Source organism: Oceanibaculum sp., from assembly GCF_022449305.1.
GTDB classification, from domain to species: Bacteria; Pseudomonadota; Alphaproteobacteria; order Oceanibaculales; family Oceanibaculaceae; genus Oceanibaculum; species Oceanibaculum indicum.
Genome location: NZ_JAKUSO010000068.1, coordinates 1 through 16933 on the forward strand (window position 1 = coordinate 1; position 16933 = coordinate 16933).

General features: G+C 63.8%; 13 protein-coding genes and 1 tRNA gene. All 14 read right to left on the reverse strand.

What is annotated here, in order from left to right:
- Complete coding sequence (tuf, locus tag MK313_RS15680; RefSeq protein WP_121219054.1) at positions 1 to 1191, reverse strand: elongation factor Tu; 1191 nt, start codon at positions 1189 to 1191, stop codon at positions 1 to 3.
- Positions 1192 to 1246: 55 nt separating this feature from the next.
- A complete protein-coding gene (fusA, locus tag MK313_RS15685; protein ID WP_287782792.1) occupies positions 1247 to 3325 on the reverse strand; it encodes an elongation factor G in 2079 nt (692 codons plus the stop codon).
- Positions 3326 to 3352: 27 nt separating this feature from the next.
- Positions 3353 to 3823, reverse strand: a complete 471-nt coding sequence (gene rpsG, locus MK313_RS15690; protein ID WP_008946260.1) for a 30S ribosomal protein S7 — start codon at positions 3821 to 3823, stop codon at positions 3353 to 3355.
- Positions 3824 to 3835: 12 nt separating this feature from the next.
- A complete protein-coding gene (rpsL, locus tag MK313_RS15695) occupies positions 3836 to 4207 on the reverse strand; it encodes a 30S ribosomal protein S12 (protein WP_008946261.1) in 372 nt (123 codons plus the stop codon).
- Between the two features lie 410 nt (positions 4208 to 4617).
- Positions 4618 to 8790: a DNA-directed RNA polymerase subunit beta' gene (rpoC, locus tag MK313_RS15700; protein WP_008946262.1), complete on the reverse strand. Its 4173-nt coding sequence runs from the start codon at positions 8788 to 8790 to the stop codon at positions 4618 to 4620.
- Between the two features lie 48 nt (positions 8791 to 8838).
- Entirely contained in the window at positions 8839 to 13029 is a 4191-nt protein-coding gene (rpoB, locus tag MK313_RS15705) for a DNA-directed RNA polymerase subunit beta (protein ID WP_287782796.1), read from the reverse strand.
- Positions 13030 to 13313: 284 nt separating this feature from the next.
- Positions 13314 to 13697, reverse strand: a complete 384-nt coding sequence (rplL, locus tag MK313_RS15710) for a 50S ribosomal protein L7/L12 (protein ID WP_008946264.1) — start codon at positions 13695 to 13697, stop codon at positions 13314 to 13316.
- Between the two features lie 60 nt (positions 13698 to 13757).
- On the reverse strand, positions 13758 to 14267 hold the full coding sequence (rplJ, locus tag MK313_RS15715; protein WP_008946265.1) for a 50S ribosomal protein L10: 510 nt from the start codon (positions 14265 to 14267) through the stop codon (positions 13758 to 13760).
- Between the two features lie 270 nt (positions 14268 to 14537).
- On the reverse strand, positions 14538 to 15233 hold the full coding sequence (gene rplA / locus MK313_RS15720; RefSeq protein ID WP_287782799.1) for a 50S ribosomal protein L1: 696 nt from the start codon (positions 15231 to 15233) through the stop codon (positions 14538 to 14540).
- A gap of 4 nt (positions 15234 to 15237) precedes the next feature.
- Complete coding sequence (rplK, locus tag MK313_RS15725) at positions 15238 to 15666, reverse strand: 50S ribosomal protein L11 (protein WP_008946267.1); 429 nt, start codon at positions 15664 to 15666, stop codon at positions 15238 to 15240.
- 95 nt (positions 15667 to 15761) lie between these two features.
- The gene (nusG, locus tag MK313_RS15730) at positions 15762 to 16292 is read right to left on the reverse strand and encodes a transcription termination/antitermination protein NusG (protein WP_008946268.1); all 531 of its coding nucleotides are present in this window, start codon (positions 16290 to 16292) and stop codon (positions 15762 to 15764) included.
- 5 nt (positions 16293 to 16297) lie between these two features.
- A complete protein-coding gene (gene secE, locus MK313_RS15735; protein WP_008946269.1) occupies positions 16298 to 16495 on the reverse strand; it encodes a preprotein translocase subunit SecE in 198 nt (65 codons plus the stop codon).
- Positions 16496 to 16590: 95 nt separating this feature from the next.
- Positions 16591 to 16666 (reverse strand) — tRNA-Trp (locus MK313_RS15740).
- A 190-nt stretch (positions 16667 to 16856) separates the two neighbouring features.
- Positions 16857 to 16933: hypothetical protein (locus MK313_RS18215; protein WP_416054142.1), on the reverse strand; the 77-nt coding region annotated here is incomplete at its 5' end.

Below are 16933 nucleotides of genomic sequence, written 5' to 3' on the forward strand. Positions count from 1 at the left end.
TTACTCGACGACCTTGGCGACGACGCCGGCGCCGACGGTGCGGCCGCCTTCGCGGATGGCGAAGCGCAGGCCCTCATCCATGGCGATCGGCGCGATCAGCTTCACTTCCATGGCGATGTTGTCGCCCGGCATCACCATCTCCGTGCCTTCCGGCAGAACAACCTCGCCGGTCACGTCGGTGGTGCGGAAGTAGAACTGCGGACGATAGTTGGAGAAGAACGGCGTGTGACGGCCACCCTCTTCCTTCGTCAGAATGTAGGCCTCGCACTTGAAGCGCGTGTGCGGCTTGATCGTGCCCGGCTTGGACAGAACCTGGCCGCGCTCCACATCCTCGCGGCCAACGCCACGCAGCAGCGCGCCGATATTGTCGCCCGCCTCGCCGCTGTCCAGCAGCTTGCGGAACATCTCGACGCCGGTCACAACCGTCTTCGTGGTGTCCTTCAGGCCGACGATCTCCACTTCCTCGCCAACCTTCACGATGCCACGCTCGACGCGGCCGGTCACCACCGTGCCACGGCCGGAGATCGAGAACACGTCCTCGATCGGCATCAGGAACGGCAGGTCCTTCGCGCGCTCGGGCTGCGGGATGTAGCGATCGACCTCGGCCATCAGCTCCAGGATCGCTTCCTTGCCCAGCTTCGGATCGCTGTCTTCCAGCGCCGCCAGGGCCGAGCCCTTCACGATCGGAATATCGTCGCCCGGGAAGTCGTAGGAGGACAGCAGCTCGCGGACCTCAAGCTCCACCAGCTCCAGCAGCTCCGGATCGTCGACCATGTCGCACTTGTTCAGGAACACCACGATCGCCGGGACGCCGACCTGACGCGCCAGCAGGATGTGCTCGCGGGTCTGCGGCATCGGGCCGTCAGCGGCCGACACCACCAGGATCGCGCCGTCCATCTGCGCCGCACCCGTGATCATGTTCTTCACATAGTCGGCATGGCCCGGGCAGTCCACATGCGCATAGTGACGGTTGCCCGTCTCATACTCCACATGCGCCGTCGAAATGGTGATGCCGCGCGCCTTCTCCTCCGGCGCCTTGTCGATCTGGTCGTACGCCGTAAAGGTCGCGCCGCCAGCCTCCGCCAGAACCTTCGTGATCGCAGCCGTCAGGGACGTCTTGCCATGATCAACATGGCCAATCGTCCCAATGTTGCAATGCGGCTTGTTCCGTTCAAACTTCGCTTTAGCCATCGTGGTGGTCTCCGTAAAGCGCTTTTATTCGCGTATCTGTCTGGTTAACGGCGGCTTACGCCATCTTCGCCTTCACTTCGTCGGCAACTGCCTGCGGCACTGCCTCGTAGTGATCGAAGAACATGGTGTACTGCGCCCGGCCCTGGCTCATGGAGCGCAGGTTGTTCACATAGCCGAACATGTTGGCCAGCGGCACCATGGCATTGACGACGCGGGCATTGCCGCGCTGATCCATGCCGGTCACCTGGCCACGGCGACTGTTCAGGTCGCCGATGATGTCGCCCATATAGTCTTCCGGCGTCACCACCTCGACCCGCATGATCGGCTCGAGCAGCTTCGGACCGGCCTTGGCGACGCCTTCCTTGAAGGCGGCACGGGCGGCGATTTCGAAGGCCAGCACGCTGGAGTCGACGTCATGGTAGGCGCCATCGACCAGCGTCACCTTGAAGTCGATCACCGGGAAGCCGGCAATGATGCCGGAGTCGCGGGACGAATTCAGGCCCTTTTCGACGCCCGGCACATATTCCTTCGGCACCGAGCCGCCAACGATGGCGTTCTCGAACACGAAGCCGGCGCCCGGCTCCTGCGGCTCGAAGCGCAGGCTGATCTTCGCGAACTGGCCCGAACCACCCGACTGCTTCTTGTGGGTGTAATCGACCTCGGCAACCTTGCTGATGGTCTCGCGGTAGGCCACCTGCGGCGCGCCGACATTGGCCTCAACCTTGAACTCGCGGCGCATGCGGTCGACGATGATCTCCAGATGGAGTTCGCCCATGCCCTTGATCACGGTCTGGCCGCTCTCATTGTCGGTCGACACGCGGAAGGACGGATCCTCCTGCGCCAGACGGTTCAACGCCAGGCCCATCTTTTCCTGGTCACCCTTGGTCTTCGGCTCAACCGCGACCTCGATGACCGGCTCGGGGAATTCCATACGCTCCAGGATGACCGGCTTCAGCGGATCGCAGAGAGTGTCGCCCGTGGTGGTGCCCTTCAGTGCGGCAATCGCGACGATGTCGCCCGCACGGGCTTCCTTCACGTCTTCACGGCTATTGGCATGCATCAGCAGCATGCGGCCGACGCGCTCCCTGTCACCCTTCACAGAGTTCAGCACCGAGGTGCCGGTCTCCAGGATGCCGGAATAGACGCGCACGAAGGTCAGCGAGCCGACGAACGGGTCGGTCATGATCTTGAAGGCCAGCGCCGAGAACGGCTCGCTGTCGCTGGTCTTGCGGATGATTTCCTTCTCAGCGTCCTCGACATCCACGCCACGGACGTTCTCGACGTCGGTCGGCGCCGGCAGGAAGTCAACAACCGCGTCCAGCAGCGGCTGCACGCCCTTGTTCTTGAAGGCAGTACCGCACAGCACCGGCACGAACTTGCCGGTGATGCCACCCTTGCGGATGCACTTCTTCAGCGTATCGACGTCCGGCTCGGTGCCTTCGAGATAGGCTTCCATCGCCGCATCGTCCATCTCGACGGCGGCTTCCAGCAGAGCCATGCGGTATTCGGCCGCCTTGTCCTGCAGGTCAGCCGGGATCGCCTCATAGACGAACTCAGCACCCAGCGACTCGTCCTTCCAGCGGATGGCGCGCATCTCGACCAGGTCAACGACGCCGACGAAGTCAGCCTCGGAACCGATCGGCAGCTGCAGCACCATCGGCTTCGCGCCGAGGCGGTCAACGATCATGTCCACGCAGCGATAGAAGTCCGCACCCGTGCGGTCCATCTTGTTCACGAAGCAGATGCGCGGAACCTTGTACTTGTCGGCCTGGCGCCACACCGTCTCAGACTGCGGCTCCACACCGGCAACACCGTCAAACACGGCAACCGCACCGTCCAGCACACGCAGCGAACGCTCGACCTCAATGGTGAAGTCGACATGGCCCGGCGTGTCGATGATGTTGATGCGGTGGTCGCGCCACTGGCAGGTGGTCGCCGCCGAGGTGATGGTGATGCCGCGCTCCTGCTCCTGCTCCATCCAGTCCATCGTGGCTGCGCCATCATGGACTTCGCCGATCTTGTGGGAACGGCCGGTGTAGTAGAGAACGCGCTCGGTCGTCGTCGTCTTGCCGGCATCAATGTGCGCCATGATGCCGATGTTGCGATAACGCTCGAGGGGTGTGGTCCTGGGCATAGTGTGGCTCCGGTCCGATCCGTCTTCTTACCAGCGGTAATGGGAGAAGGCGCGGTTCGCCTCCGCCATGCGGTGGGTGTCTTCACGCTTCTTCACGGCACCGCCGCGATTGCCGGCGGCATCCATCAGTTCGGACGACAGACGGTCAGTCATGGTCGTCTCCGAACGCTTGCGCGAGCTGTCGATGAGCCAGCGGATCGCCAGCGCCTGGGCGCGGTCGTAGCGGACTTCGACCGGCACCTGATAGGTGGCGCCACCGACACGGCGGGAGCGCACCTCAAGGGCCGGCTTCACATTGTCCAGCGCCTCGTGGAAGACCTTCAGCGGATCCTGACCGCTGCGCTTCTCGATACGCTCGAACGCGCCGTAGATGATCTTCTCGGCGGCCGACTTCTTGCCGTCGTACATCAGGCTGTTCATAAACTTCGTCAGCACCTGATCGCCGTACCGGGGATCGGGCAGAACCTCACGCTTCTCTGCGCTATGACGACGTGACATTGACGAGGCTCCTTACTTCGGCCGCTTCGCGCCGTACTTCGAACGGCGCTGACGACGATCCTTCACACCCTGGGTATCCAGCGTGCCGCGGATGATGTGATAGCGAACGCCGGGAAGGTCCTTCACACGGCCGCCGCGGATCATCACCACGGAATGTTCCTGCAGATTGTGGCCTTCACCCGGGATGTAGCTGGTCACTTCAAACCCGTTGGTGAGACGCACGCGCGCGACCTTACGAAGCGCCGAGTTCGGCTTCTTCGGAGTGGTCGTATAGACGCGCGTGCAGACGCCGCGCTTCTGCGGGCAGGCCTCGAGGGCCGGCACTTTGTTTCGCGCAAGCTGCTGCTCGCGCGGCTTGCGGATGAGCTGGTTGATCGTCGGCATACAGTCGTTTCCCTGCGACCTTTTTAACAAAAACCGTAACCATCGCCGAAAAGGCGAAACGTCACCTTTCGGAACCGTGGTTCCGGCCGGTGGCTCTGGATACTGTGTCGAACCAAAATATCTTCCGTACCCGGTCTTAGGACTGACGCCCGGACGAACCGTGACACCGTATCCTTGAACCGGAGCGGACTGCGTTTAGACCGTGAAGCCTACCGCCAGCCCCCGCTAAGGTGGGCGGATACTATTGAAGCGCCCCCCTAGCGTCAAGCAAAACCGCGAAAAGAATCGCGCATTGCCCGCCGGGTAACAAAACCGGGCCTCCCGGCAGCGAATACGAAAGATTCGTATTCTGCCGAGGGGCCCGGCTTCAGATCATTAGCCGGTCAGGTCACCCCGACCGGCCCTGGTCATCACGCGACCGAGGCGTCCGGCGTATCCCCGGCAGGGACCAGCGGAGTTTCCGTCGCGGTGCTGCCCATGGCATCCCGGTCGCGGTCGGCGGCGATCCGGCGGATGCGGTTCATGAAGGCACCGGTACCGGCCGGGATCAGTCGGCCGACGATGACGTTTTCCTTCAGGCCATCCAGCGAGTCGATCTTGCCGTTCACGGCGGCATCGGTCAGCACGCGGGTGGTCTCCTGGAACGAGGCGGCGGAGACGAAGGACTTGGTCTGCAGCGAAGCCTTGGTGATGCCCTGCAGGACCGGCGTCGCCACGGCCGGACGGCCATCCTCGGCGAGCGCCTTCTCGTTCTCCACCTCGAACTCGCTGCGGTCGATCAGCTCGCCGACCAGCAACGTGGTGTCGCCCGGCTCCTGCACCTCGACCTTCTGCAGCATCTGGCGCGAGATCACCTCGATATGCTTGTCGTTGATCTTCACGCCCTGCAGTCGATAGACCTCCTGGATCTCGTTCACGAGATAGGCGGCCAGAGCCTCCACACCCATGATCGACAGGATGTCGTGCGGCACCGGATTGCCGTCCATCAGCAGATCGCCGCGCTGCACGAAGTCGCCTTCATGCACGGAGATGTGCTTGCCCTTCGGGATCAGGTACTCGCGGGGCTGTTCGCCCTCCTCGGCCGGCGCCACGATGATGCGGCGCTTGTTCTTGTAGTCCTTGCCGAACTCGACCCGGCCGTCGATCTCGCTGATGATGGCGAAATCCTTCGGACGCCGCGCCTCGAACAGCTCCGCCACACGCGGCAGACCGCCGGTGATGTCGCGGGTCTTCGAGCTTTCGCGCGGGATGCGGGCCAGCACGTCGCCCGGGCGGACCCGGGAGCCGTTCTCGACCGACAGGATCGCGTCCACGGCCATGAAGTAGCGGGCTTCCAGACCATTGGCCAGCTGCACCACCTCGCCCTTGTCGTCGCGCAGGGTGATGCGCGGCTTCAGGTCGTTGCCGCGCGGCTGCTGCTTCCAGTCAACCACCACCTTCGAGGAAATGCCCGTCGCCTCGTCGGTGACCTCACGCATGGAGAGGCCCTCGATCAGGTCGACGTAATTGGCGATGCCTTCCTTCTCGGTGATGATCGGCAGCGTATAGGGGTCCCACTCCGCCAGGCGCTGGCCGCGCGCGACGGTCGCGCCTTCATCGGCCAGCAGCTTGGCGCCGTACGGCACGCGATGGCGGGCCTTCTCGCGGTTCTGCTCGTCGAACAGCACCACCTCGGTATTCCGGGCCATGACCACGGGGATACCGTCGGAGTTCACCACCACATTGCGGTTGGCGATCTTCACCGTGCCATCGATGGTCGCTTCCACGCTCGACTGCTCGGCACCACGCTGGGCGGCACCGCCGATGTGGAAGGTACGCATGGTCAGCTGGGTACCCGGCTCGCCGATCGACTGCGCGGCGATGACGCCGACAGCCTCGCCGATATTCACCGCGGTACCACGCGCCAGATCGCGGCCATAGCACTTGCCGCAGATGCCGATGCGGGTCTCGCAGGTCAGCGGGGAGCGGATGCGAACCTGATCGATGCCGGCCTGGTCGATCAGATCGACCTCGGCTTCGGTGATGATCTCGCCCTGCTTCACTAGCATCTCGCCGGTCAGCGGGTGGACGATATCCTCCAGCGCCGTGCGGCCCAGCACACGCTCGGCCAGCGGCGAAATGACCTCGCCGCCATCGACGACCGCGCGCAGCGTGATGCCGTTCTCGGTGCCGCAATCCTCCTCGATGACGATGCAATCCTGCGCAACGTCAACCAGGCGGCGGGTCAGGTAACCGGAGTTCGCCGTCTTCAGCGCGGTATCGGCCAGACCCTTACGGGCGCCGTGGGTGGAGTTGAAGTACTCCAGCACGGTCAGGCCTTCCTTGAAGTTCGAGATGATCGGCGTCTCGATGATCTCGCCCGACGGCTTGGCCATCAGGCCGCGCATGCCGGCCAGCTGCTTGATCTGCGCGGCGGAGCCACGGGCCCCGGAGTGCGCCATCATCCAGACCGAGTTGACATAGCCATCCGCCGCGGCGGTGGACATCTTCTTCATCATCTCGTCGGCCACCTTGTCGGTGCAGCCGGACCAGACGTCGATCACCTTGTTGTACTTCTCGCCCTGGGTGATCAGGCCGTCCATGTACTGCTGCTCGAACTCCTTGACCTTGTCCTGGGCTTCCTCGATCAGCTTCTGCTTCGCCTCGGGGATGATCAGGTCGTCCTTGCCGAAGGAAATGCCGGCACGGCAGGCCTGGCCGAAGCCCAGAGCCATCAGCCGGTCGGCGAAGATCACCGTCTCCTTCTGACCGCAATGGCGGTAGACGATGTCGATGACGTTGGAGATTTCCTTCTTGGTCAGCAGGCGGTTGACCAGCTCGAACGGCACGTTCTTGTGCTTCGGCAGGATCTGCGCCAGCAGCATGCGGCCCGGCGTGGTCTCGACCAGCTTGGTGACCGGCGTGCCCTCGGCATCGACCGTCTCCAGGCGTGCCTTGATCTTGGCCTGCAGGCTCACCGAACCGGTGGCCAGCGCATGCTCGATCTCGCCGATGTTCGAGAACACCATGCCCTCGCCCTTCACGCCGGCACGTTCCAGCGTGATGTAGTACAGACCCAGGATGATGTCCTGGCTGGGCACGATGATCGGCTTGCCGTTGGCCGGCGAGAGGATGTTGTTCGTGCTCATCATCAGCACGCGCGCCTCAAGCTGCGCCTCCAGCGACAGCGGCACATGAACCGCCATCTGGTCGCCGTCGAAGTCGGCGTTGAAGGCGGTACAGACCAGCGGGTGCAGCTGGATCGCCTTGCCCTCGATCAGCACCGGCTCGAAGGCCTGGATGCCGAGGCGGTGAAGTGTCGGCGCACGGTTCAGCAGCACCGGATGCTCGCGGATCACCTCTTCCAGGATGTCCCAGACTTCCGGACGCTCCTTCTCGACCATGCGCTTGGCGGCCTTCAGCGTCGAGGCCAGGCCGTACAGTTCCAGCTTCGAGTAGATGAAGGGCTTGAACAGCTCCAGCGCCATCTTCTTCGGCAGGCCGCACTGATGCAGCTTCAGCTCCGGGCCGACCACGATGACCGAACGGCCGGAGTAATCGACGCGCTTGCCGAGCAGGTTCTGGCGGAAGCGGCCCTGCTTGCCCTTCAGCATGTCGCTGAGCGACTTCAGCGGGCGCTTGTTGGTGCCGGTGATGACACGGCCGCGGCGGCCATTGTCGAACAGCGCGTCAACCGCCTCCTGCAGCATGCGCTTCTCGTTACGCACGATGATGTCCGGCGCGCGCAGCTCGATCAGCCGCTTCAGACGGTTGTTACGGTTGATGACGCGGCGGTACAGGTCGTTCAGGTCCGACGTCGCGAAACGGCCGCCATCCAGCGGGACCAGCGGGCGCAGCTCCGGCGGGATGACCGGGATGACGTCCATGATCATGTAGTCGGGGCGGGTGTCCGACGCCAGGAAGGCATCGACCAGCTTCAGCCGCTTCACCAGCTTCTTGCGCTTCGCCTCGGAGGTGGTCTCCTTCAGCTCGACGCGCATGCGGGTGCGCTCTTCCTCCAGGTCGATCTTGGACAGGATCGCCTTGATCGCCTCGGCGCCGATGGCGGCCTCGAAGGCCTCCTCGCCGAACTCGTCCTGGTACTTGAAGAACTCTTCCTCGCTCAGAAGCTGGTGCAACTTCAGCGGGGTCAGGCCCGGCTCGATGACGACGTAATTCTCGAAATACAGCACGCGCTCAAGATCCTTGAGCGTCATGTCCATCATCAGGCCGATGCGGCTGGGCAGCGACTTCAGGAACCAGATATGGGCGACCGGCGAGGCCAGCTCGATATGGCCCATGCGCTCGCGCCGCACCCGTGACAGGGTGACCTCAACGCCGCACTTCTCGCAGGTGATGCCCTTGTACTTCATGCGCTTGTACTTGCCGCACAAGCATTCGTAATCCTTCACCGGGCCGAAGATGCGGGCGCAGAACAGGCCGTCGCGCTCCGGCTTGAAGGTACGGTAGTTGATCGTCTCCGGCTTCTTGATCTCGCCGAAGGACCAGGAGCGGATCTGCTCCGGGCTGGCGATCGAGATACGGATTTCGTCAAAGCTCTGCGGGCCGGTGTCCTGGCCGAAAATCTTCATGAGCTCGTTCATGCCACGCTCTCCCCGGTGGGTGCGGTGAAAATAGGGGCAGCAGGCGCCTTAGGCGCGCTGCTGCTGCAGTTCGACGTTGAGACCCAGGCTCTTCAGTTCCTTCACCAGCACGTTGAAGGATTCCGGGATGCCCGCCTCGAAATTGTCGTCGCCCTTGACGATCGCTTCATAGACCTTGGTACGGCCGGCCACGTCGTCCGACTTCACGGTCAGCATCTCCTGCAGCGTGTAGGCGGCACCATAGGCTTCCAGCGCCCAGACCTCCATTTCGCCGAAGCGCTGGCCGCCGAACTGCGCCTTGCCGCCCAGCGGCTGCTGGGTGACCAGGCTGTACGGGCCGATGGAACGGGCGTGGATCTTGTCGTCCACCAGATGATGCAGCTTCAGCATATAGATGAAGCCGACGGTCACCTTGCGGTCGAACGCCTCACCGGTACGGCCGTCATACAGCACCACCTGGCCCGACCGGTCGAGACCGGCACGCTCCAGCATGGCCACGATGTCGTCCTCGCGGGCACCGTCGAAGACCGGCGTGGCAACGGGCACGCCGTTGCGCAGATTGCCGGCCATCTCCAGGACCTGATCGTCGTCGAGTTCGGCGATCGCGGCGTACTCTTCCTTATTGTAGATGTCGGCAAGCTTCTCGCGGATTGCAACCGCCTGCTTCTTGGTGTCGCCATTGGCACGGACGGCAGCGCGGTAGTCTTCCACCATCTGCCCGATCTGCCGGCCGATGCCGTTCGAGGCCCAGCCCAGATGGGTTTCCAGAATCTGCCCGACATTCATGCGCGACGGCACGCCCAGCGGGTTCAGCACCAGATCGACCGGGGTGCCGTTCTCGTCATACGGCATATCCTCAATCGGCATGATGCGCGACACGACACCCTTGTTGCCGTGACGGCCGGCCATCTTGTCGCCCGGCTGCAGCTTGCGCTTCACCGCAATGAAGACCTTAACCATCTTCATCACGCCCGGCGGCAGCTCGTCGCCGCGCTGCAGCTTTTCGACCTTGTTCTCGAAGCGCGCCTGCAGGACGCCGACCGCCTCGTCGAACTGGGTCTTCATCGCCTCGACATCGTCCATGATGGCTGCATCATCGACGGTGATCTGGCGCCACTGGCCCGGCGTGTAGCCGGCCAGCACCTCATCGCTCAGCACGGTGCCGGACTTCAGCCCCTTCGGACCGCCGCTGGCCTTCTTGCCCAGCAGCATTTCCTTCAGACGGGTGTTGAAGCTGCGCTCCAGGATCGCGCGCTCGGCGTCGCGGTCCTTCGCCAGATGCTCGATCTCGGCCCTCTCGATGGCCAGCGCACGCTCGTCCTTGTCCACGCCGCGGCGCGAGAACACCCGCACCTCGACGACGGTACCGGTCACGCCCGGCGGCACGCGCAGCGAGGTGTCGCGCACGTCGGAGGCCTTTTCGCCGAAGATCGCGCGCAGCAGCTTCTCTTCCGGGGTCATCGGCGATTCGCCCTTCGGCGTCACCTTGCCCACCAGAATGTCGCCGGCATTCACCTCGGCACCGATATAGACGATGCCCGCCTCGTCGAGGTTCTTCAGCGCCTCTTCACCCACGTTCGGGATGTCGCGGCTGATTTCCTCCTGGCCCAGCTTGGTGTCACGGGCCATGACCTCGAACTCCTCGATATGGATCGAGGTGAAGACGTCATCGCGGGCGATACGCTCCGAGATCAGGATCGAGTCCTCGAAGTTGTAGCCGTTCCAGGGCATGAAGGCGACGAGCACGTTGCGGCCCAGCGCCAGCTCACCCAGCTCGGTCGAGGGACCGTCGGCGATGATGTCGCCCTTCTTCACCACATCGCCCTTGCTGACCAGCGGCCGCTGGGTGATGCAGGTGTTCTGGTTGGAACGCTGGAACTTCAGCAGGTTGTAGATATCGACACCCGACGCCGCGGCCGAGGTTTCCTCGGTCGCCCGGATCACGATGCGGGTGGCGTCCACCTGATCGACGATGCCGGCGCGGCGCGCCCCGATGGCAACGCCCGAATCGCGCGCCACGGTGCCTTCCATGCCGGTACCGACCAGCGGCGCCTCGGCCCGCAGCAGCGGCACCGCCTGACGCTGCATGTTGGAACCCATCAGCGCGCGGTTCGCGTCGTCATTCTCCAGGAACGGGATCAGCGCGGCCGCGACCGAGACCAGCTGCTTCGGCGACACGTCCATCAGGTCGATGTCTTCCGGGCGGCCCAGCGTGAAATCGCTGGCCCGGCGCACCGACACGAGGTCGGACACGAAGCGGCCATTCTCGTCCAGCTCGGCATTGGCCTGGGCGACCGTGTACTTGCCCTCCTCCATCGCCGACATATAGACGACCTCGTCGGTGACGACACCGTCCTTCACCTTGCGGTAGGGCGCCTCGATGAAGCCGTACTGGTTCACCCGGGCATAGGTCGCCAGGCTGTTGATCAGGCCGATATTCGGGCCTTCCGGCGTCTCGATCGGGCAGATGCGGCCGTAATGCGTCGGGTGCACGTCGCGCACCTCGAAGCCGGCACGCTCACGCGTCAGACCGCCCGGCCCAAGCGCCGACAGGCGGCGCTTGTGGGTGATCTCCGACAGCGGATTGGTCTGGTCCATGAACTGCGAGAGCTGCGAGGAGCCGAAGAACTCGCGCACCGCCGCCGCCGCCGGCTTGGCATTGATCAGGTCATGCGGCATCACGGTGTCGATCTCGACCGAGCTCATGCGCTCGCGGATCGCGCGCTCCATGCGCAGCAAGCCGATACGATACTGATTCTCCATCAGCTCGCCGACCGAGCGCACACGGCGGTTGCCCAGATGGTCGATATCGTCGATCTCGCCGCGGCCGTCCTTCAGCTCCACCAGAGTCTTCAGGATGGCAAGGATATCCTCCTTGCGCAGCACGCGCAGCTGGTCGTCGGTCTTCTGGTCCAGGCGGGCATTCATCTTCACCCGGCCGACCGCCGACAGATCATAACGCTCGGAATCGAAGAACAGGCCGTGGAACAGCGCCTCGGCGGTCTCCAGCGTCGGCGGCTCGCCCGGGCGCATGACGCGGTAGATGTCGATCAGCGCGTCCTCGCGGGTGTTGTTCTTGTCGGCCGCCAGCGTGTTGCGCATGTAGGCGCCGACCGTCACATGGTCGATGTCCAGCACCGGAATCTCGGTGATGTTGGCCTCGACCAGCCCGGCAATCAGATCCGCCGTCAGTTCGTCGCCCGCCTCGATATAGACCTCGCCGGTCTCCTCGTTGATGAGGTCGGCGGCAACGAACCGGCCGACCATCGCCTCGGCGGTGACGAACACCTCGTCCAGGCCCTCTTCCTGCAGCTTGCGGCCCAGGCGCGGGGTCATCTTGGTGCCGGCCTCGGCCATCACCTTGCCGGTGGCGGCGTCGATCAGGTCGTCGATCAGCTTCACGCCGCGCATCGCCTCGGGACGGAAGGCGGTCTTCCAGCCCTTGCCGGCCTGGCTGTAGGTGATGGTGCTGTAGAAGGCGGAGAGGACCTCTTCCTTGCTCATGCCGGTGACGCGGCTGCGGTCAACCTCGACGCCATCGGCCTCGCACTGCTTCACATACTCCTCGCCTTCCTTGCCGATCAGGGCGAACAGCAGGGTGGTGGCGGGCAGCTTGCGGCGGCGGTCGATACGCACATAGACGAGGTCCTTGGCGTCGAACTCGAAGTCCAGCCAGGAGCCGCGATAGGGGATGACGCGCGCGGCGAACAGGTACTTGCCCGAAGAGTGGGTCTTGCCCTTGTCATGGTCGAAGAACACGCCCGGCGAGCGATGCATCTGCGAGACGATCACGCGCTCGGTACCATTCACGATGAAGGTACCATTCGCGGTCATGAGCGGCATATCGCCCATGTACACGTCCTGCTCCTTGATGTCGCGGATCGACTTGGAGCCGGTGTCCTCGTCAATGTCCCACACGACCAGGCGCAGCGTGACCTTCAGCGGGGCGGCATAGGTGATGCCGCGCTGCTGGCATTCGTCGGTGTCGTACTTCGGCTCCTCGAACTCGTACTTCACGAATTCGAGCATCGAACGCTCGGAGAAGTCCTTGATCGGGAAAACCGACTTGAACACTTCCTGCAGGCCCGCGGTGGGGCGCGTCTCCGGCTTCGCGTCCATCTGCAGGAAGGCATCGTAGGACGCCTTCTGCACCTCGATGAGGTTGGGCATGGGCGCCACTTCCGGGATACGGCCGAAGGATTTACGGATTCGCTTACGACCGGTAAAGGAAAGAGCCATTGTTGCCCCTCTGAGCGAAATGGTTGCAACCAAGCGAGAACCGGACCTGCCGGTCTTCGCCGCGACGCCCGCCGCACGGCGTGCAGCATGACGTCCCTATCAGCCTCGTCCGCCGGACCGGCGGGAAATCCCTTAGTCCGGCTGACGACACACGCCGTTTTCCTGATGCCCTGTCGGGAAAGCCCAGGAAAACGGCCTATGCCGCCGAAAACGCAAAAACAGCCGTGCCGGCGGCGGGAAGACCCCGCCGCCGGACGACCGAAACAACCGACAGAGTCGGCAATTTACTTGATCTCGACAGTGGCACCAGCCTCTTCGAGCTGCTTCTTGATCTTGTCGGCCTCTTCCTTGTTCGCGCCTTCCTTGACGGTCTTCGGCGCGCCCTCGACGAGGTCCTTGGCTTCCTTGAGGCCCAGACCGGTGATCGCACGGACTTCCTTGATCACGTTGATCTTCTTGTCACCCGCGCTGGCGAGGATGACGTCGAAGTCGGTCTTCTCTTCAGCAGCCTCAGCAGCGCCACCAGCGGCGCCACCGGCGACCGCAGCCACGGCGACCGGCGCCGCGGCGGAGACGCCCCACTTCTCTTCCAGCATCTTGGCCAGCTCGGCAGCCTCGATGACGGTCAGGCTGGACAGGTCTTCAGCCAGCTTGTTCAGATCGGCCATTTCATACTCTCCTAAGCTTGAACTTCAGTAATCGTTGTAGAAAGGACGGTTTGCACCGTCTTAACCCTGTTGGGCCTTGGCGTTGAGCACGCGGGCAAGCTGAGCCGCGGGCGCCTGGACGACGCCAGCCAGCTTGGTCGCCGGGGCCTGCAGCAGGCCGACGATCTTGCCGCGCAGCTCGTCCAGCGACGGCAGGGTGGCCAGATTCTTGATGCCATCGACATCGAGCATCTGGTTCCCGAACGCGCCGCCCACGATGGTCAGCTTGTCGTTCGCCTTGGCGAAATCGACAGCCACCTTCGCCACTGCCACCGGGTCTGCCGACGTGCTGATAGCCGTCGGGCCGGTGAACAGCGCATCGAGCTGCTCAAATTGCGTGCCCTTCAGGGCGAGACGTGCCAACCGGTTCTTCGTGACCTTGTAGCGCGCGCCGGCCTTCCGCATCTTGGCGCGAAGGTCCGACACTTCGGCGACGGTGAGGCCCGACTGACGGGTCACCACGACGATGGCGGTTTCGCTCAAGGTACGGTTCAACTCGCCGACCAGCACTTCCTTTTCGGTACGGTTCAACGGTCGTCTCCGCTCTGATCCGCCGCGACACGTCCCCGAAGGAACGGGTGTTGGCGGATGGTTCACTCAAGGTCCGGACAAAGCCGGACCCGGCTTGTCTGTCCTGAAGTTCAAGCCGTTCGAAAACGGTCTCTCCCCCCATCTATGCAGGATGATTAAGCCTCCCGGTTGCCCGGTCGGCGCCTGCAGTCTCGGACAGGTCGGCAGCGGGCGAACCCGCCGCCTTTACCGCCCGGCCGAAGCCGGACGGAAACGCTTTATACCGCCGGCTTACGCCGAGACGGTGGCCACATCCAGCTTCAGGCCCGGCCCCATGGTGGAGCTGAGCGAGATCTTCTTGATGTAGGTGCCCTTGGCGCCCGCCGGCTTCGCCCGGCTGACCGCGCCGACGAAAGCCTTCAGGTTCTCCAGCAGCGCCTCCTCGGAGAAGCTGACCTTGCCGATGCCGGCATGGATGATGCCCGCCTTCTCGACACGGAACTCCACCTGGCCACCCTTCGCTGCCTTCACCGCCTCGCCGACATTCGGCGTGACCGTGCCCAGCTTCGGGTTCGGCATCAGGCCGCGCGGACCCAGCACGCGGCCGAGCTTGCCAACCACCACCATCATGTCCGGCGTGGCGATCACGCGGTCGAAATTCATCTCACCGGCCTGGACCTTCTCGGCCAGATCGTCGTCACCGACGATGTCGGCGCCGGCGGCACGGGCCTCTTCAGCCTTGTCGCCCTTGGCGAACACCGCGACCCGCACGCTCTTGCCGGTACCGTTCGGCAGCGAGATCATGCCACGGACCATCTGGTCGGCATGACGCGGATCGACGCCCAGATTCATCGCCACCTCGACGGTCTCGTCGAACTTCGCGCTGCTGGCGCCCTTGATCAGCTTCAACGCCTCGGCGGCGTCATAGGCCTTCAGGCGATCGACGCCCTCATAGGCCGCAGTCATACGCTTTGCCTGCTTCGCCATCGTCTTACTCCGTCACCTGGATGCCCATGGAGCGCGCCGAACCGACCAGCATGCGGCAAGCCGCATCGACGTCGTTCGCGTTCAGATCCGGCATCTTCTTTTCAGCGATCTCGCGCAGCTGGTCCATGGAGACCGACCCGACGGTGCCCTTGCCCGGAGTCGAGGAGCCCTTCTGCAGCTTGGCGGCCTGCTTGATGAAGAAGCTGGCCGGCGGCGTCTTGGTGACGAAGCTGAAGGTACGGTCAGCATAGGCCGTGATCACCACCGGCGTCGGGGTGCCCGGATCCACGCTCTGCGTGGCCGCGTTGAAGGCCTTGCAGAATTCCATGATGTTCAGACCGCGCTGGCCGAGGGCCGGACCCACGGGCGGCGAGGGATTGGCTTTACCAGCCGGAATTTCCAGCTTGATATAGCCGACGATCTTCTTTGCCACTGTCTAACCTCCTTGAAGGAAGGAGCGTGGTGCGGGCATGGCGGCCCTCCCACGCGCGAAAACGCCCCGCGCCGAAGCGCGAAGCGGAAAACCCGTCAAACTTTCTCGACCTGGCCGTATTCCAGATCGACCGGCGTCGAGCGCCCGAAGATCGACACCGCGACCTTGAGGCGCGCGCGCTCCTCGTCCACCTCTTCAACATAGCCGTTGAAGGAGGTGAAGGGACCGTCGGACACCCGCACCTGCTCGCCCACCTCGAAGGTGATCGACGGCCGGGGGCGCTCCACGCCCTCCTCGACCTGGCGCAGGATACGGTTGGCTTCAGCCTCGCTGATCGGCATCGGCTTGCCGCGACCGCCCAGGAAACCGGAGACCTTCGGCGTGTTGCGCACTAGGTGCCAGGTCTCGTCGGTCAGGTCCATGTTCACCAGCAGGTAGCCGGGCAGGAACTTGCGTTCCGCGCTCACCTTCTGGCCACGGCGCATCTCGACCACTTCCTCGGTCGGAACCAGCACATCGCCGATCAGATGGTCCAGCCCCTTGCGGACGGCCTGCTCCTTGATCGACTGCGCCACCTTCTTCTCAAAGCCGGAATAGGCGTGCACGACGTACCACTGCTTGGCCACGATGGTCAGCCCCCCAACCCGAGAATCTGTCGCACGCCAAAGGCCAGCACCTGATCGACCAGGAAAAAGAAAATCGCCGCCACGAACACCATCACCAGTACGGTGACCGTCGTGACTGCCGTTTCCTTCCGGGTCGGCCAGGTGACCTTGGCCATTTCCTGACGCACCTGCCGCACGAATTGCGCGGGAGAGGTCTTCGCCATGCAGAACCGCTCTCGTTAACGTAAAAACAAACTACGCCGCAGCCACACGTGCCCGGCGCACCGACTCCGATCAGAACGATGACCCGCCAGAATGCTGGCAGGAGTGGAGGGGCTCGAACCCCCAACCCCCGGTTTTGGAGACCGGTGCTCTACCAATTGAGCTACACTCCTAGGCACATCGCCATCCCGTTCGGGACGGCAAAGACCGGGCCGGAAGCCCAGTAGCACCGGTTCGGAACCTGTCGTCGCCCTATGTCAAAGGGCGCAAATATTGATCCGAACCGGCACGCGCGTCAAACACTTCCTGCAACTCCCTGAATTTACGGGAGGTTTGCGGAAGGTTTGACGCCCGGGCTCCGTCTTACTCGACGACCTTGGCGACGACGCCGGCGCCGACGGTGCGGCCGCCTTCGCGGATGGCGAAGCGCAGGCCCTCAT

What these genes read in the sequence shown, in the direction of transcription:
- rpsG (WP_008946260.1), bottom strand. Translation starts at nt 3,823, where the DNA reads ATGTCACGTCGTCATAGCGCAGAGAAGCGTGAGGTTCTGCCCGATCCC.
- rpoC (WP_008946262.1), bottom strand. Translation starts at nt 8,790, where the DNA reads ATGAACGAGCTCATGAAGATTTTCGGCCAGGACACCGGCCCGCAGAGC.
- secE (WP_008946269.1), bottom strand. Translation starts at nt 16,495, where the DNA reads ATGGCGAAGACCTCTCCCGCGCAATTCGTGCGGCAGGTGCGTCAGGAA.
- tuf (WP_121219054.1), bottom strand. Translation starts at nt 1,191, where the DNA reads ATGGCTAAAGCGAAGTTTGAACGGAACAAGCCGCATTGCAACATTGGG.
- fusA (WP_287782792.1), bottom strand. Translation starts at nt 3,325, where the DNA reads ATGCCCAGGACCACACCCCTCGAGCGTTATCGCAACATCGGCATCATG.
- rpsL (WP_008946261.1), bottom strand. Translation starts at nt 4,207, where the DNA reads ATGCCGACGATCAACCAGCTCATCCGCAAGCCGCGCGAGCAGCAGCTT.
- rplA (WP_287782799.1), bottom strand. Translation starts at nt 15,233, where the DNA reads ATGGCGAAGCAGGCAAAGCGTATGACTGCGGCCTATGAGGGCGTCGAT.
- rplL (WP_008946264.1), bottom strand. Translation starts at nt 13,697, where the DNA reads ATGGCCGATCTGAACAAGCTGGCTGAAGACCTGTCCAGCCTGACCGTC.
- rpoB (WP_287782796.1), bottom strand. Translation starts at nt 13,029, where the DNA reads ATGGCTCTTTCCTTTACCGGTCGTAAGCGAATCCGTAAATCCTTCGGC.